The sequence below is a fragment of the Pricia mediterranea genome (genome assembly GCF_032248455.1).
GTDB classification, from domain to species: domain Bacteria; phylum Bacteroidota; class Bacteroidia; order Flavobacteriales; family Flavobacteriaceae; genus Pricia; species Pricia mediterranea.
In genome coordinates this window covers 253,364-269,533 of record NZ_JAVTTP010000001.1, presented here as the reverse complement: position 1 = coordinate 269,533, position 16,170 = coordinate 253,364, and the positions used below count along the sequence as shown (strand labels likewise).

General features: G+C 39.9%; 19 protein-coding genes. All 19 read left to right on the top strand.

What is annotated here, in order from left to right:
* Positions 1–50: 50 nt before the first annotated feature.
* On the top strand, positions 51–2,471 hold the full coding sequence (locus RQM65_RS01120) for a multicopper oxidase domain-containing protein (RefSeq protein WP_314012114.1): 2,421 nt from the start codon (positions 51–53) through the stop codon (positions 2,469–2,471).
* 3 nt (positions 2,472–2,474) lie between these two features.
* Positions 2,475–3,782: an APC family permease gene (locus tag RQM65_RS01115; protein ID WP_314012112.1), complete on the top strand. Its 1,308-nt coding sequence runs from the start codon at positions 2,475–2,477 to the stop codon at positions 3,780–3,782.
* Between the two features lie 33 nt (positions 3,783–3,815).
* On the top strand, positions 3,816–4,355 hold the full coding sequence (locus tag RQM65_RS01110) for a hypothetical protein (RefSeq protein WP_314012110.1): 540 nt from the start codon (positions 3,816–3,818) through the stop codon (positions 4,353–4,355).
* A gap of 80 nt (positions 4,356–4,435) precedes the next feature.
* The gene (locus RQM65_RS01105; protein ID WP_192462313.1) at positions 4,436–4,627 is read left to right on the top strand and encodes an SHOCT domain-containing protein; all 192 of its coding nucleotides are present in this window, start codon (positions 4,436–4,438) and stop codon (positions 4,625–4,627) included.
* 4 nt (positions 4,628–4,631) lie between these two features.
* Positions 4,632–5,018, top strand: coding sequence for a DUF302 domain-containing protein (locus RQM65_RS01100; protein WP_192462479.1), 387 nt, complete (start codon positions 4,632–4,634; stop codon positions 5,016–5,018).
* 10 nt (positions 5,019–5,028) lie between these two features.
* Entirely contained in the window at positions 5,029–5,499 is a 471-nt protein-coding gene (locus RQM65_RS01095) for a DUF302 domain-containing protein (protein ID WP_192462312.1), read from the top strand.
* Positions 5,500–5,521: 22 nt separating this feature from the next.
* On the top strand, positions 5,522–6,151 hold the full coding sequence (locus RQM65_RS01090) for a DUF3347 domain-containing protein (RefSeq protein WP_192462311.1): 630 nt from the start codon (positions 5,522–5,524) through the stop codon (positions 6,149–6,151).
* Positions 6,152–6,604, top strand: coding sequence for a heme-binding domain-containing protein (locus RQM65_RS01085; protein ID WP_192462310.1), 453 nt, complete (start codon positions 6,152–6,154; stop codon positions 6,602–6,604). It begins immediately after the preceding gene.
* Between the two features lie 24 nt (positions 6,605–6,628).
* On the top strand, positions 6,629–7,147 hold the full coding sequence (locus RQM65_RS01080; protein WP_192462309.1) for a DUF3347 domain-containing protein: 519 nt from the start codon (positions 6,629–6,631) through the stop codon (positions 7,145–7,147).
* 141 nt (positions 7,148–7,288) lie between these two features.
* On the top strand, positions 7,289–7,819 hold the full coding sequence (locus RQM65_RS01075) for a hypothetical protein (protein ID WP_314012106.1): 531 nt from the start codon (positions 7,289–7,291) through the stop codon (positions 7,817–7,819).
* A gap of 155 nt (positions 7,820–7,974) precedes the next feature.
* Positions 7,975–8,121 (top strand): hypothetical protein, encoded by a 147-nt coding sequence (locus tag RQM65_RS01070; RefSeq protein WP_314012105.1) that lies wholly within the window; start codon positions 7,975–7,977, stop codon positions 8,119–8,121.
* Positions 8,122–8,220: 99 nt separating this feature from the next.
* Entirely contained in the window at positions 8,221–8,769 is a 549-nt protein-coding gene (locus RQM65_RS01065) for an ion channel (protein WP_314012103.1), read from the top strand.
* 52 nt (positions 8,770–8,821) lie between these two features.
* Positions 8,822–10,042: a permease gene (locus tag RQM65_RS01060; protein WP_314012102.1), complete on the top strand. Its 1,221-nt coding sequence runs from the start codon at positions 8,822–8,824 to the stop codon at positions 10,040–10,042.
* A 31-nt stretch (positions 10,043–10,073) separates the two neighbouring features.
* Positions 10,074–10,799, top strand: a complete 726-nt coding sequence (locus tag RQM65_RS01055; protein WP_314012101.1) for a PepSY domain-containing protein — start codon at positions 10,074–10,076, stop codon at positions 10,797–10,799.
* A 56-nt stretch (positions 10,800–10,855) separates the two neighbouring features.
* Entirely contained in the window at positions 10,856–12,667 is a 1,812-nt protein-coding gene (locus RQM65_RS01050; RefSeq protein WP_314012099.1) for an efflux RND transporter periplasmic adaptor subunit, read from the top strand.
* A 457-nt stretch (positions 12,668–13,124) separates the two neighbouring features.
* A complete protein-coding gene (locus RQM65_RS01045; RefSeq protein ID WP_314012098.1) occupies positions 13,125–13,691 on the top strand; it encodes a helix-turn-helix domain-containing protein in 567 nt (188 codons plus the stop codon).
* A 119-nt stretch (positions 13,692–13,810) separates the two neighbouring features.
* Positions 13,811–14,182, top strand: coding sequence for an ArsR/SmtB family transcription factor (locus RQM65_RS01040; RefSeq protein ID WP_314012096.1), 372 nt, complete (start codon positions 13,811–13,813; stop codon positions 14,180–14,182).
* Between the two features lie 12 nt (positions 14,183–14,194).
* Positions 14,195–14,818: a mercuric transport protein MerTP gene (gene merTP / locus RQM65_RS01035; RefSeq protein ID WP_314012095.1), complete on the top strand. Its 624-nt coding sequence runs from the start codon at positions 14,195–14,197 to the stop codon at positions 14,816–14,818.
* Entirely contained in the window at positions 14,819–16,165 is a 1,347-nt protein-coding gene (locus RQM65_RS01030; RefSeq protein WP_314012093.1) for a dihydrolipoyl dehydrogenase family protein, read from the top strand. It abuts the gene before it with no gap.
* Positions 16,166–16,170 lie beyond the last annotated feature (5 nt).

The window sequence follows — 16,170 nt, the reverse complement described above, 5'->3', positions numbered from 1 at the left end:
CTGAACTGTTATTTTCCTTGGAACATGAAATTATAACACACACGATAAAAATGAAAACACTAAAAATAATCACACTAGTACTATTTACCTCTTCAATATTTGCCCAAGTCGGAACAAACGGAGAAGACAGAAGTGAAGAAGGGCGTCCCGTAAAAGAGTATAACCTTACCCTGGAACAAAAGGAGATCACCCTTGGAGGCGTAACGGCCAATGGAATGACTATAAATGGTAGTATTCCTGGCCCTACGTTAAAATTTAATGAAGGAGACCTTGCCATAATCAATGTAACCAATAAAATGGACAAAGAAACTTCAGTGCATTGGCACGGGTTGATACTTCCAAATTTCTATGACGGTGTACCCTATTTAACTACACCACCAATTGAACCTGGTAAGACATTTCAGTATAGAATTCCTATTAACCAATCGGGTACGTATTGGTATCATTCCCATACAATGTTGCAGGAGCAAAAGGGAGTTTATGGTTCCATAGTCATTCATCCAAAAGAAAAGACATTGGATTATGACAAAGATTTGGTTGTAGTGTTATCTGACTGGACCAATGAAAAACCTATGAACGTTTTGCGTAACCTTAAAAGGGGTAACGAATGGTACCAAGTTAAAAAAGGTACTGCAGTGCCATTAAGTAGAGTCATAAAAGAAGGTGCATTGGGAGCTCAATTTAAGTTTTGGCGCGATAGAATGGAAGGTGCCGATATTGCAGACGTCTATTATCCTGCTTTTTTGTCCAACGGTAAAAAACTAGCAGAGTACCCAAATTTTCAACCCGGTGAAAAAGTAAGGCTTCGCTTTATTAACGCCGCAGCATCTACCTATTATTGGATGGATTTTGGAGGAGGCAGCCCAATGGTTGTCTCAAGTGATGGTATAGATGTGGAACCTATATCCAAAAGCCGATTTCTTTTCGGCATTGCGGAGACCTACGATGTTATCGTTACCATCCCCGAAGGCACATTAGAAATTACTGCTACAGCCCAAGATGGTTCCGGACATACTACCGTGCGTTTAGGGCAAGGTATACTTTATCCTGCAAAACCGATTGACAGACCGGACAAAGTGGCAATGATGAAGCAAATGGCAAAAATGGATATGAAGATGGGCGCGCCCGCAATGGTAGGAAATCAAAAGAAAAAAACACCAGAGTTTTTGATGCAGAAATATGGAATGAAGATGGATATGAAAGATGAACAGATGAACATGGATATGCCCGATAGGATGTCCATGAAAGATGGTGCAATGAAAAAGCAAATGGATATGAACATGAAGATGGATGAGAAAATGCCCATGAACGACGGCAATATGAATATGGACAATACGATGGTAATGAAAAAGGATTCTATGCCAATGAACCATAATAAAACAATGGACAAAATGAATGACCACATGAATCACGATATGTCCAAAATGCAAAAAGACAGTTCCGTTTTCGATTACAGTACCCGTAAAACCTATTTCAACTATGATTTTTTAAAGGCAAGAGAAAAAACCACATATGAAGCAGATTTACCTGTTAATGACATTTTGCTTAATCTGACAGGAAATATGCAACGCTATGTTTGGAGTATGAACGGCGTGCCCTTATCAGAAACTGATAAAATAAAAATCAAAAGTGGGGAGGTCACAAGAATTACCTTGAACAACCTTACTATGATGCACCATCCAATGCATTTACACGGACATTACTTTAGGGTAATCAACGAAAACGGGGAACGCTCGCCCTTAAAACATACTGTTAATGTACCACCGATGCAAAAAGTGGTCATCGAATTTTATAACGAAGAATATGGTGACTGGTTCTTTCATTGTCACGTATTATATCATATGATGGGCGGTATGGCACGCGTATTTAGTTATGATACACCAAGGGATGAAAGAATGAAGGATTATCCAGTTCAAAAACTAATTGACGAGACAGACCACTATTATTCTTGGGGAGCTGCGCGTGTAGGTTCAAACTTTAATGAGCTTTTTTTGATGTCTAGCAACATCCGAAATGAATTTGGACTACGTGGCGAGTTTGATTATAACCAAAATGCCGAGATAGAAGTGAACTACAATCGATACCTCAATGATTGGGTACGCCTGTATGCAGGGGTAAATACCGAAACTTCTACACCAGATTCTTACGATACATTTAATACCGTTGGATTGGTTGGGATTAAATACTTTACGCCTTACAGATTTAATGTAGATGTGAGTATGGACCATCAACTGCGCCCAAGAATACGTTTGGATAGAGAACTATTGATTTTTCCAAGAATTTTTTTGGAAGGAGAATATGAGTACAGAGCGGATTTTGGTTGGGTCAATGATTTGGAAAACAATAAATCTTTTGAAAGTGAAACCCAATGGCTGGTAGGGCTGGCATACATCGTTTCCAGAAACTTTTCCATACAAGGAAATTACAATAAACGTTATGGCTGGGGTGGCGGTCTGTTAGTTAGATTTTAAGAAATGGCACAATACAAGAAAAATAGTTTGAGTTTAACCGGAGCGGTGTCGCTTGGTACAGGTGTTATGATAGGTGCAGGAATATTTGCCTTATTAGGACAGGTAGCTGAGTTATCAGGGCAATGGTTTCCGTATGCTTTTCTTGTAGGTGCTATCATTTCAGGATTTAGTGCATATACGTATGTGAAACTTTCCAATGCGTATCCATCTGCTGGCGGTATTGCTACCTATCTAAAAAAGATATATGGTAAAGGTGCGGTTACAGCTTCAGGAGCGTTGCTAATGGCACTTTCAATGGTCATCAATGAAAGTTTGGTAGCACGTACATTTGGTTCGTACACGCTTCAGTTATTTGATATTAATGACAATAGTGTTTGGGTGCCAATACTTGGGGTATTGCTATTAATCGTTGCTTTTTTAATTAATATTTCTGGCAATACTATTATCGGTAAATCATCCTTTGCGATGGCGGTCTTAAAAATTGGAGGGATAGCAATATTTGCTATTGGTGGATTATGGGCGGCAGGATTTTCATTTTCTGAAGTTGTCCCTTCAGAGAGTTTGAAGGAATACCCTATTACCAATTATTTAGGAGCCTTGGCCCTTTCAATCTTAGCTTATAAGGGCTTTACTACGATTACAAATAGTGGTGAAGAAATCACCAATCCCAATAAAAATGTAGGACGTGCTATAATTCTATCACTTGCTATCTGTACCGTGGTATATCTACTTGTTGCATTTGCTGTTTCTTCTAATCTTACTATTGAAGAGATAATCAAAGCTAAGGACTATTCTTTGGCCGAGGCATCAAGGCCGGCTTTCGGAAAGTACGGATTGTGGTTCACCGTGGGTATTGCAATCATAGCTACTATCTCAGGAGTGGTGGCAAGCATTTTTGCAGTGTCAAGGATGACTACAATGCTAACTCAGATGAATCTAATTCCCCATAAACATTTTGGGCTACCAGGTAAGTTGCAAAAACATATGCTCATTTATACTGTGGTATTGGCACTCACAATGACCATTCTTTTTGACCTTAAAAGAATTGCATCATTAGGTGCTATTTTCTATCTAATTATGGATATAGGAATTCATTGGGGCGTACTTAAAAATATGAGAAAAGACATAAACGCCCGTGTCTCTATTCTATATACTGCAATATTATTGGATTGTATTGTTTTGGCCGCATTCTTATGGATAAAGGCTTCTAGTGACCTATTGGTCGTAATTGTAGCTGCAATACTGATGGTATTGATTTTTTTAGGTGAAAAATGGTTCCTGAAAAATAAAAGTGAAGAAAAAGAAAAATAGATAGACGATTTATACATTTTAAAAAATAATAAAATGAAAACAACAGTAAAACTTTTGATGGTAATTGGAATACTAGGAACAGTAATAAGTTGCAAATCAACTTTCAATGCTTCCGAGACCATGCAGGTCGAGGAAAACAGGAATGCCATTTACCAAGAGATTATCTCGAACCCTGTTCAGTTCACAAATTTCATCAGTGAGGCACGAAAGAATGAAGATGCCAAAAAGATAATGATGAAGACCCATATGGAACAGATGGAATCGGGAAATATGAAAATGATGATGGACAAGAATCCGGAAATGAAGGAAAAAATGCAGGCCCATATGCAGCAAATGATGGAAAAGAACCCTGAAATGAAAAAAAAGATGCATTCCAAAATGCTGGATAAAATGATGGAAAGCGAAAAGGGCCGCAAGATGATGATGGAAAAAATGCACAATAATGAAATGATGAAAAAGGAAATGAAGGAAAGAATGAAAAAAATGATGGAAGAGAATCCGGAAATGATGGAAGAAATGATGCAGAAGATGATGGAAAAAAATCCCGGAATGATGCAAAAAAATGAAAGATAAAATGAAGAATTAAGGGTAGTAAATCCAAGAACTTCATAGGCAATGAGAATAATTTATTTAACAATTAAAAAGATATAGTTATGATGATGTGGTGGTGGATACTGATACCGATTATTTTGATATTGGCCATATTCCTTTTCAGAGGAGGAAGTCCGCGAAGCTCTAAAAACAAGGAAAATCCTATGGATATCCTAGACAACCGTTTCGCAAAGGGCGAAATATCAAAAGATGAATACGAAGAACAAAAACGAACGATTAACTCTAAAAACTAAAATGATGAAGTATTATTTCAATAAAACGCTGAACGAAGACTTTGACAAAGTAATCGAAAAGGTTACCGAGGAACTAAAAAACGAAGGTTTTGGTATTCTGACCGAAATCGATGTGAAGGAGACCTTGAAAAAGAAATTGGACGTCGATTTCAAAAAATATAAAATTCTGGGTGCCTGTAACCCTCCTTATGCACATAAGGCATTGGAAGCCGAAGATAAGATAGGCACTATGCTGCCATGTAACGTAATCGTGCAGGAAATCGAGGAAGGTACGGTAGAAGTTGCCGCAGTAAACCCGATGGCCTCGATGCAAGCGGTAGAAAACGAAAAATTGAACGAGGTGGCCGATGAGATAACTTCCAAGCTTGAGCATGTGATCGAAAAACTTTAAAAACGAGAGGATGGAAAATGGCAAAGACAAAACAAAGGAAATTCCCACTCAAGATTATAGCGAGAGCATGAATACCCGCTATTGTGTCACAGAAAGATATAACCTCACTTTTGGGGAAGCGGTCAAAAATGTGAAGAATCAACTTGATAGGTTGGGCCTTGATATCGTGTCCGAGTTCGATGTCAAGGAATATTTGGGCGCAAAAATGAAAGATATGCCCAAGCATCTTATTCTCTTGGTCTGTGACCAAGATACCGCCGCTGACCTGATTGCCAACGATATTCAAATGGGCATCTTGTTTCCCTGTAATGTGACCATTAAAGAGTTAGAGGATGAATCGGTGGTAGAGGTTTCAATGGAGGATACTTCGGTTACCTGGTCTTCTTCCCTTAAAAAGGATGTCGAAGAAATAGCAAAAAAAACGAAGGGAAATCTAAAGAAGGTCCTTGACAATATTGGACGAACAAATTTTAAACTGTAATAAATCTTAAATCAAATCACAAATGAAAAGAACAAATGTAGCAACTGGAATTTTGGCCATGGCAATCATAGCCCTAATGGCCACATCTTGTAAAGACAAGAATAAGGAGCAAGAAAACCAAGAAGGCCACAATACCGAACAAATGGATGACAGCGGCCACATGGACGGTACCATGGAAGACCATTCGCAAATGGAGCAAGATAATATGAACCAGGGCGGAATGGCCATGATGTCATCAGAAGTCGTCGCGGATTATCTAACGCTCAAAAACGCCCTTGTATCAGATGACAAAGACGGTGCAGCAACAGCAGGGGAAAAGCTGGAAGGTAGTCTTGAGGATTTTGACACGAGCAAATTTTCAGACGAACAACGGGCCGAGTTAACAGACATTATTGAAGATGCCACAGAACATGCGGAACATATCGCCAAAAGCGACATCGGGCATCAACGTGAGCACTTTGATATATTGAGCAAAGATGTCATTGACCTTTTGGCCATAGCAGGTTCGGAAAGAACACTTTACCAAGCCTATTGTCCTATGTACAACGATAATAAGGGAGCACAATGGTTAAGTGCCACTGAAGAAATTAAGAATCCTTATTACGGCAGTAAAATGATGACCTGCGGTAGTGTACAAAAGCAGATCAATTAAGTGAAGGCGGTAAAGGTCACAGGATGGATTTTGCTGGTTGCGTTGGTGGGCATCCAGTTTATGCCCACCGAACGCAATCAAAGCGATTTGATACCCAAAACGGATTTTATGGTCGTTAACGAGGTGCCAAAAAATATCGAGAGCGTCATCAAAACCTCCTGTTATGACTGCCATAGCAACAATACCGACTATCCTTGGTACAACAAGGTACAACCGGTTGCGTGGTACTTGGAAGACCATGTGGAGCATGGCAAGGAAGAATTGAATTTTAATGAATGGGATTCCTATTCATCACGAAGAAAGAATAGCAAGTTAAAATCAATTATAAGTCAAATCGAGGATGATGAAATGCCCCTTCCATCGTACACGCTCATCCACAGGGATGCAAGACTTTCGGACACCGAAAAGAAAATCGTTTTGGATTGGGTATCAAAATTAAAGGACAGTCTATAATTGAATAATTTAAAAAGGATGACAATGAAGAATTTGAAAAACGGGGTTTCAGCCCTACTGTTACTGACCCTCACTTTTTCTTACGCACAGGAAAAGATAAAGTTGAACCATGACCATAGCAAAATGGAAATGAAGCAAACGCCTATTGAGTTCAGCAATGAAAATGTGGCCAATGTCTACGAACATTACGAACACATCAAAAATGATTTGGTCGGTTCAAATCCGGGAGATGCCCAAAAGGGTGCGGAGATGTTGAGCGAAGCACTTGGTAAAGTTGAAGGTGCCGATGCCGCTTTATCGGCCTCACAAAAGATAGCCGATACGGATAACTTAAAGGTACAGCGAAAAGCATTTTCAGAATTAAGTACTGAAATGGAAGCTCTTTTAAGAGGAAAAATAACATCGGGTAAATTGTATAAGGACTTTTGTCCTATGGCCTTGAATGGAGGCGCCTATTGGTTGTCATCAATTGAGGACATCCGTAATCCCTATTACGGTGCCCAAATGCTCAGTTGCGGAAAAGTGGTGGAAGTAATCGAATAATGAGAGCCTGTTATGGGAAGGGGCTATTTAGTTTGGTTAGTTGGTTAGCCCCTTCCCTTTCAGGTAATATCCGGTTGGTATTGGCCAAAGAATTGAACGCCAATTTAGTGGTCTTAAAAAATAAATCTAAGTAGAAAATAAATGGAAGAATTAACCCTCGGCATTTTCGTTGTACCCACCATAGCGTTGACTTTGGTCATTTTGGGCTATTTGTATTTTACGAGACGGGTAAAAGACGTAGGGGAATATAAGAGTTTTGTGATGGCAGTGGCAGTAACTTCTTTTGCATTGAATTTTGTATGGGAGCTAGCTCAGGGCCCACTGTACGAAGGGTTTGAATACGATTTGAAACATATTTCCTTTTGCGCCTTGGCATCCATTGCGGATATGTTAATGGTATTTATACTGCTTTTTGCTTTCGGACTGATTTATAAAGATGTGTATTGGATGCAAAATTGGGGGTTGAAAAGAATATTGCTCTTGGTTCTTGTCGGATTTTTCGGGGCGATTCTAGCAGAGGTTTGGCATACCGCTAGGGGAGATTGGGCCTATGCCGATGCCATGCCGCGATTGCCAATGGTGGAAGTGGGCCTGTCTCCCGTACTTCAGTTTACAATATTGCCATGGTTGATTTTTTTGATTTGCAAGAAGTTTGTAAAGGAAAAAGTATAGTAAGATATAGCTCAGGGCGGGCTTGGGGAGTGTTTTTATTTAGTGTTTCCCATTTCTGCCCAAACAATAGTATTGATGGAAAAAGTCCTGTTATGGGAAGGGAATATGTAGTTAATGGTTAGTGTTTAATGCCCTTCCCTTGACAGGCACAAAGAATGAATAACATGAAGGATTGTTGCAATACGGGCAATGGCAAACAGCAAAATAAGAATCCGCTAAAGAAGTGGTTCAATTATATCGTGTACGCTATCATAGCCATCATAGTTCTTGGGGCTTTGGTGCTGCAACTGATGGGGGACTAATTAAAAACCGTAAGAGTTAATACAAAAAGCATATTACAAGAAGAATAAACGAAACAGAAACAAAGAACTATGATGAAATTTTTTTAAACCCTCTGACAAATGAGTGAAGAAAAAGATATAGAAACTACAGCTGCCTTTTATGGGCAACTTTTCAATAGTTCAAAGTACGTGCTACTGGTAGTGCTTGTTGCTACAGCTATCGGGCTGTATGTCCTACTTAATATTAACGCTACTTATGCTGTAATTATACTTTTGGCCCTTACGCTAATAAAAATAGGATTTATCATAGCCTTATCTTTCAATCAATTGATGAAAATTATTGGTCAGAGCCATTTGTTAAGCCACGTTTTGGTTTTGTTCGGATTTCTAATTGTACTGATAGTTTTTTCATTTGCAATAGATTACACGGCATTGCACCTTTTTGATTCTGCTCATTTTAAGATAAATAATAGTTCGGGAAGTAATAGGCTGTTGGCATTTTTCGATATGTCCTATTTCAGTCTAATTACCTTCTCATCTGTGGGCTACGGCGATATAGTTCCAATAACAGTTACAGCTAAAACCTTGGTGGCACTTGAGGTGGCGCTTAGATTTTTTGTACTTGTTTTTGGTATCGCAAATGTGAATAGAATTCGAGTAAATAAATAAACCTGAAAAACGCATTAATCATCAAGAAAAACAAAATAATAAAATTTAACCTGTGAGCGAATTTTTAAAACAATGGGGCGAAGCGGCCTATACAACTACCGGATTTTTCTGGATGGCACTTTGGGCATTCATTTTGGGATACATCATCAGTAGTATGATACAGATTTTTGTAACCGAGAAAAGGATGCAAAAAACGATGAACGAAAATGAAGGTAAAAGTGTACTCTTAGGTACGTTTTTCGGCTTTATAAGCAGCTCTTGTAGTTTCTCGGCTTTAGCGAGTACAAAGTCCATTTTTAAGAAAGGTGCAAGCTTCATTTCTTCTATGGCCTTCCTGCTTGCGTCAACGAACCTGGTAATTGAATTAGGTATTCTCATTTCCATATTTTTAGGATGGCAGTTCGTGGTCGGGGAATACGTAGGTGGAATTCTTTTAATTCTTATTTCGTGGATTCTTATACGAATAATCAATCCTAAAAAACTTATAGAAAGGGCACGTAAAAACTTAGGGGGCGAAGATGACGATGCGATGGATGGTTCCAAAGACTGGCAAAAGCAAATTAAGAAAGAAGATAGTTGGGCAAGGGTTGGCAAGAAATATAAAATGGAGTGGCAGATGGTATGGAAGGACGTTACCGTTGGCTTTACCATTGCGGGAATCGTAGCGGCCTTCGTTCCCGATTCTTTCTTCCAGACACTATTTATCAATAGTGGTCAGGGCAATACAGACTTTACTTTTCTAGAAATATTGGAACATATCATTGTAGGGCCTATTGCCGCATTTTTGACTTTTATAGGGTCAATGGGGAACATTCCATTGGCGGCATTACTTTTGGGCGTAAGTTTTGCAGGGGTCATGGCTTTCATCTTTAGTGATTTGGTAGTCTTTCCGGTACTACGAATCAATGCAAAATATTACGGGTGGAAGATGTCATTTTTCATTCTGTTCCTACTGTTTACAGCATTAATCGGAACATCATTGGCCTTGCATTACTCTTTCGATTTGTTGGGTATGTTACCGGACCCATCGCAGGTCAAGATTCAGGACAAAGAGCATTTCAAAATTGACTATACCTTCTATTTGAATATAGCTTTCCTCACAATTTCAGGATATCTCATATACTTAGGTTTTTTCAAGAGGAAGGATGTAAAGCACTCAATGAGCGAAATGGCACCGAAAAGCCCATTGCTGGAGAGCGTTCTAAAATATGCTTCCCATATCTGTTATGTATGGTTAGTAGGTGGAATACTAGTCAGATTTTTCGTGAATTAAAATACAGATAAAGAATAAAGCAAAAACAATAATGGTCAACAGAAAAACAGCATTGAAGATTAGAAAGGTGCATCGCTATCTAGGTATCTTCTTAGGTATCCAATTCCTGATGTGGACCATCAGCGGCATGTATTTCAGTTGGACGGACATTGACGAGATACACGGCGACCAATTTCGACAAGATCCTGTTGATAAAACTGTGTATACGGATTTGGTTAGTCCAACAAATATCAAGGACAATGCCATAAATTCTCTGGAACTAAGGGAAATAGCAGGAGAGCCTTATTATTGGATTAATCAAAGTCAATTGGTCAATGCAAAAACAGGGGCCTTAAAGGCTGAAATATCCGAACAGGACGCCCTTCAGGTGGCGAGGAGAAATATGCTGCCTGAACTGAAAGTGAAAAACATAGAACGCATCGAGGAAGTGGGGAGCCATAGTGAATATCGAGGCAGGCCCCTTCCAGCCTATTCCATATCATATGAAACACCCGAAAATATAAAAGCCTATGTTTCCGTCAAAGATGGTTCGTTCCAAACATTGCGCCATCGCGATTGGCGTTGGTTCGACTTTCTTTGGATGACCCATACGATGGATTATCAGGGAAGGGACGATTTCAATACCATAGTCCTTAGAGCCTTTTCGCTTTTAGGGCTAATAACCGTTTTGAGCGGGTTTTTATTATGGTATGTATCATCACCTTCGGTCATAAAAATTAAAAGACGAAGCAATACTAAAAAGAAAAACAAAAATTAGGCAAGCAATTTGTACTGAATATTTAAATCAATAAAACAGCATTAATACTTAAAATCATGAACAAAAACATCATTTATATTGGAACGGCCCTCATCGTTGGACTGTTAGCGGGATATCTTGTTTTCAGCAGTTCGTCGGAGGATGAGGCGGCGGTAAAGGACTTGTCGGATATGTCGGATACGCACGACCACTCTGGCGAAACGGCCGAACAGATGTGGACCTGCTCCATGCACCCACAGATTATGCAGCCCGAACCTGGCGATTGCCCTATTTGTGGAATGGATTTGATTCCTGCGGAGACCGGGGCCGAAGGTCTTAGTGCCAATGAAATCAAGATGACCGAAAATGCCATGGCCTTGGCCAACATACGTACTACTGTGGTTGGTGCGGGCGGTATGGATGGGAATTCCTTGAAACTTTCAGGGAAGATTAGGGAAAACGAAGAGGCCAACGCCGTACAGGTTACTTATTTTGCAGGCAGGATTGAAAAACTGTATGTCAACTATACAGGGGAAAGCGTAGGGAAAGGAAAGCTACTTGCCATAATCTATTCCCCCGAACTGGTTGCGGCACAGCAAGAATTACTTACGGCGGCATCCTTGAAAGAATCGCAGCCCGCTTTATACAAGGCCGTCCGTAACAAATTAAAATTATGGAAGCTTTCTAACAAACAAATCAATAGTATTGAGGAGTCGGGGCAGGTTCAGGAAAACTTCCCCGTGTATGCCACAGTATCCGGAACGGTAACCGAAAAAATGGTCGAAGAAGGAGACTATGTCAAGCAGGGCCAGCCCCTCTATAAAATAGCAAACCTGAATTCCGTCTGGGCCGTATTTGATGCCTACGAAAACCAGATAGCGTCCCTAAAGACAGGTCAAGAGATAAAGCTTACCACCAATGCATATCCGAATAAAGAGTTTACGGCGAAGGTATCGTTTGTAGATCCACTGTTGAACTCCGCTACAAGAACGGTAATGGTTCGTGCGGTGCTCAACAATTCGGAAGACCTATTAAAACCGGGGATGTTCGTAGAGGGCAGAATAGACATGCCGAACGATGAGTCCGATGAAGTGATCATCGTTCCTTCGACAGCCGTAATGTGGACGGGCGAACGTTCCGTGGTCTATGTAAAGACCAACCCCAACGAACCGATTTTTGAAATGAGGGAGGTCACACTGGGAAATACCAACGGGGATAGCTTTACCATTTTAAGCGGACTTGAAAGCGGCGATGAAATAGTGACCAACGGAACCTTCACTGTGGATGCAGCTGCCCAATTGCAAGGAAAAAAATCCATGATGAATGCGGAGGGTGGCAAGACAATGACAGGTCACGAAGGGCATTTGGGAATGCAACCGGAAAGTGGCGAAACGTCCAATCCTACCGTCGACCATACCAAAATGAACGAGCGTTTAGAGGTCTCCAAAAAGTTTCAAGGGCAACTAAAAGAAGTTTTTGAAGGGTACACGCTTTTAAAAGATGCCTTGGTCGCCGACAACGCTGATAAAGCCCAATCCTCTGCGAAAGAAATCGGAGAAAGCCTTGCCAAAGTAGATATGAAATTACTTGAAGAGGAGAAGGCGCATAACCATTGGATGACCCTTCAAAAAGAAATCAAAGCTTCTTCCAGCGCAATTGCGAATGCTTCTGAAATTGCAGAACAAAGAAATCATTTCAAGCATTTATCTGCTCATATGATAAGCAGCGTACAGCTTTTTGGTATTGATCAAACGGTATATACTAATTACTGCCCAATGGCGGATAGTAACAAAGGTGCGTACTGGTTAAGTTTGGAAAAAGAGATTCGTAATCCGTATTACGGAGAGGCCATGTTAACGTGTGGAGAAGTAAAGGCCACATTACAGTAATCGAATGCAAGCCATGCGATAATATATTAGGATGGTCAAAGAATCAATAAGAAGAAAGGGGGAAAACTGACAGCTATGCCAAATAACATACTTACTGAGAAAGACGGTCTCTATACCTTGATATCCATACTACTATTGTTTGTGATACACACTTTGGTAACGCTGTTTATCATGGCTTTGTATGAGCAAGTCTAAATAGTTGAACAGTAGTATCAAGAAATTAAAGACTGAGGAACGGCACTGAACCCACTCCGAATTTTAAACGGATGATGATGAGCGAAAATCGAAGGGAAAGAAGAAAAAAGGAAAGAAAACCGCCAAAGGATGGTATTAGTAAGAAAGACAGAGTTTATGGTATAATTGCCATAGTACTATTGTTCTTGATAGCAACAATATTAGTTTTGATCAACGCTTTTCGGTAGTCAACATGAAAATTCAATGGTTAACATAGGATCAAATGAGCAATACTATTCATATTAAGAACATGGTCTGCCCCAGATGTATAAAGGCGGTTTCGTCCATTTTACAGAAATCGGACATTCCCTACACTTCTATTAAATTGGGAGAAGTAGAATTGATTTCGGCACTTGATTTGACAAAAAAGTTGTCGTTATCCAAAGAGCTTCAAGATGCAGGTTTCAGTTTGATAAACGACCGAAAAAGCCAACTTATCGAGCAAATGAAAAGTTTTGTGGTGCAAAAAATCCATCACTCCGATCAAGAACTGGATATAAAATGGCCCGATTTTATCAGTGACAGGCTTAACCTTGATTACAAGTATTTAAGTTCCCTTTTCTCGTCAGTAGAAAGCATCACTTTTGAACAATACGTCATTAACCAAAAGATTGAACGTGTCAAAGAACTCATTGTGTACGATGAATTGACCTTGAGCGAGATAGCTTTTCAACTACATTATAGTAGTGTTGCATACTTAAGCAATCAATTCAAAAAAGTAACGGGAATGACACCTACGCAGTTCAAGAAATCTGTGGACAAAAACCGAAAATTTTTGGATGCGATTTAATTAAAGGACAATAAAAATCAAGGACTCTTTAATAGTTCAAAGCTATTTGCTATACTATTTAAGTATTTGCTTAAATAATATAATAATGATATATTTGTAGCCACAATAAATCAAAAAAGATGAGCTTGGAAATAACCTGTACACGGAACGAGGCGGACAAGAAGCAAATATCGAGATGCAAGGAAACCATAGAGAATTCTTTGGTCAGCTTTAATGCAACAAGCAAAATTCTGGCCCTTGCTGGCAGCGAGGTGCGGCTTAAAATCCTATTCCTTTTGAACATAGAAAACGAATTGTGCCCCTGCGATATTGCTGACATTCTTGAAATGAGTGTTCCCGCCGTGTCCCAGCATATCCGAAAAATGAAAGATGCAGGAATTATTATATCGAGACGTGAAGGGCAAACTTTATATTATTCGCTGGTAAAGAGTGAGGACAATGTTTTGAATGGAATTTTCAATTCAATTTCGACAAGAAAGAAAACAGCTTAGAAATTTTATATTATGACACCGAATAAAACTTCAAACACCGCAGCTTATACTGGCATTTTTACCGCAGTTGCAGCATCAATATGTTGTATTACACCTGTTTTGGCACTAATTGCCGGAACAAGTGGAATTGCATCAACATTCTCTTGGGTCGAACCATTTAGACCCTATCTTATCGGCCTGACCATTATTGTCTTGGTGTTTGCCTGGTATCAGAAACTACGGCCGAAAACTCAGGAAGAAATTGATTGCGCCTGTGAGGATGATGCAAAACCTACGTTTTGGCAATCCAAACGGTTCTTATCGATAGTAACACTCTTCGCCGCATTGATGCTGGCCTTTCCGTACTATTCCAATCTATTTTATGCACAGCCCACTAAGGATATCGTCTATGTCTCTCAATCCAATATCAAAAAGCAGACTTTTGAAGTCGCTGGAATGACCTGTGCAGGTTGTGAGGCACACGTAGAAAGCGAAGTCAATAAGTTGGACGGAATTATTTCGGTCAAAGCCAGCTACGAAAATGCCAACACCATAGTGGAATTTGACAAGACCAAAACCGATTTGTCCACAATCCGAAAGGCCATAGAGAAAACAGGATACAAAGTAGTAGAGAATACCGCTAAAGAAAATAAATAGATGAAAAAATATGATGTTTTCGTTATTGGTTCGGGTATGGCCGGTATGACAATCGCCAATAAATGCGCTTCAAAAGGTCTTTCGGTGGGCATTACAGATGAACTACCTTACGGTGGCACCTGCGCCCTGCGAGGCTGTGACCCCAAAAAAGTAATTATCGGCGCCACGGAAGTACGCGACTTCGCCAAAAGGCTTAAAGGAAAAGGCATTGATACCATTCCGGATATTAACTGGAAGGATATAATGGCGTTCAAACAGACCTTTGTCGATGAAATGCCGAAGAAAATAGAAAAGGGGTATAAGAAGAACGGCATCGATACCTTTCACAGTTCCGCTACGTTTATAAATGAAAATACCTTAAGTGTAGGTAACGAGACCATTCAAGCTGATAAAGTTGTGATTGCGTCAGGTTCAAAACCAAAAGTTTTAGATTTTGAAGGCGGACAGCTTGCTAAAACGAGTACGGATTTTCTAAACCTTAAGGGATTACCCCAATCCCTGCTTTTCATCGGTGGTGGATATATCGCCTTTGAATTCGCCCATATTGCCGCACGTTCCGGTGCCGAGGTAACAATAGTACATCGAGGCAAACGTCCATTGGAAATCTTTGACAAGGATATTGTAAAACATTTGGTAGATGCCACACGTAATTTAGGTGTCAAGCTCGTCCTTGAAACTGAAGTTTCTAAAATTGAACGGAAAGATGGCAGCTACATAACTACAGGAATTTCAAACGGAAAGGAAACTAATTACAAATCGGCAGCAGTATTTAATTCCGCTGGTCGTCCCCCAGCCATTTTTGATTTGGAACTGGAAAAAGCAGGTATATCCTTCTCAAAAAAGGGCATTGAGGTCAACGAATATCTTCAGAGCCCATCGAACGCGAACGTTTATGCAGCTGGCGATGCAGCGGACTCAAGAGGACTGCCCCTAACACCCGTAGCTGTTTTGGAAGGACATATCGTGGCTTCAAATATCATCAAGGGGGACCAGAAAAAAGTCAATTATCCCCCAATGCCTTCCGTGGTTTTCACCTTACCCACTATGGCAACCGTAGGTTTATTGGAAGATGATGCCAAAGAAAAGGGATATGATATCAATGTCAATTTCGAAAAAGTGGATAATTGGTTTAACGCAAGGCGTTTAAACGTGGATGAATATGCCTTTAAAACAATCATCGATAAAAATAATAATACCATTTTGGGCGCACATCTTATTGGGCCTCATTGTGAAGAAACAGTAAATCTTTTTGCAATGGCGATAAAGACCAAGATGACCATAAGCGATTTGCGGACAATGATATTTTCATACCCTACAATGGCATCTGACCTAACCTATATGCTCTAATTAAT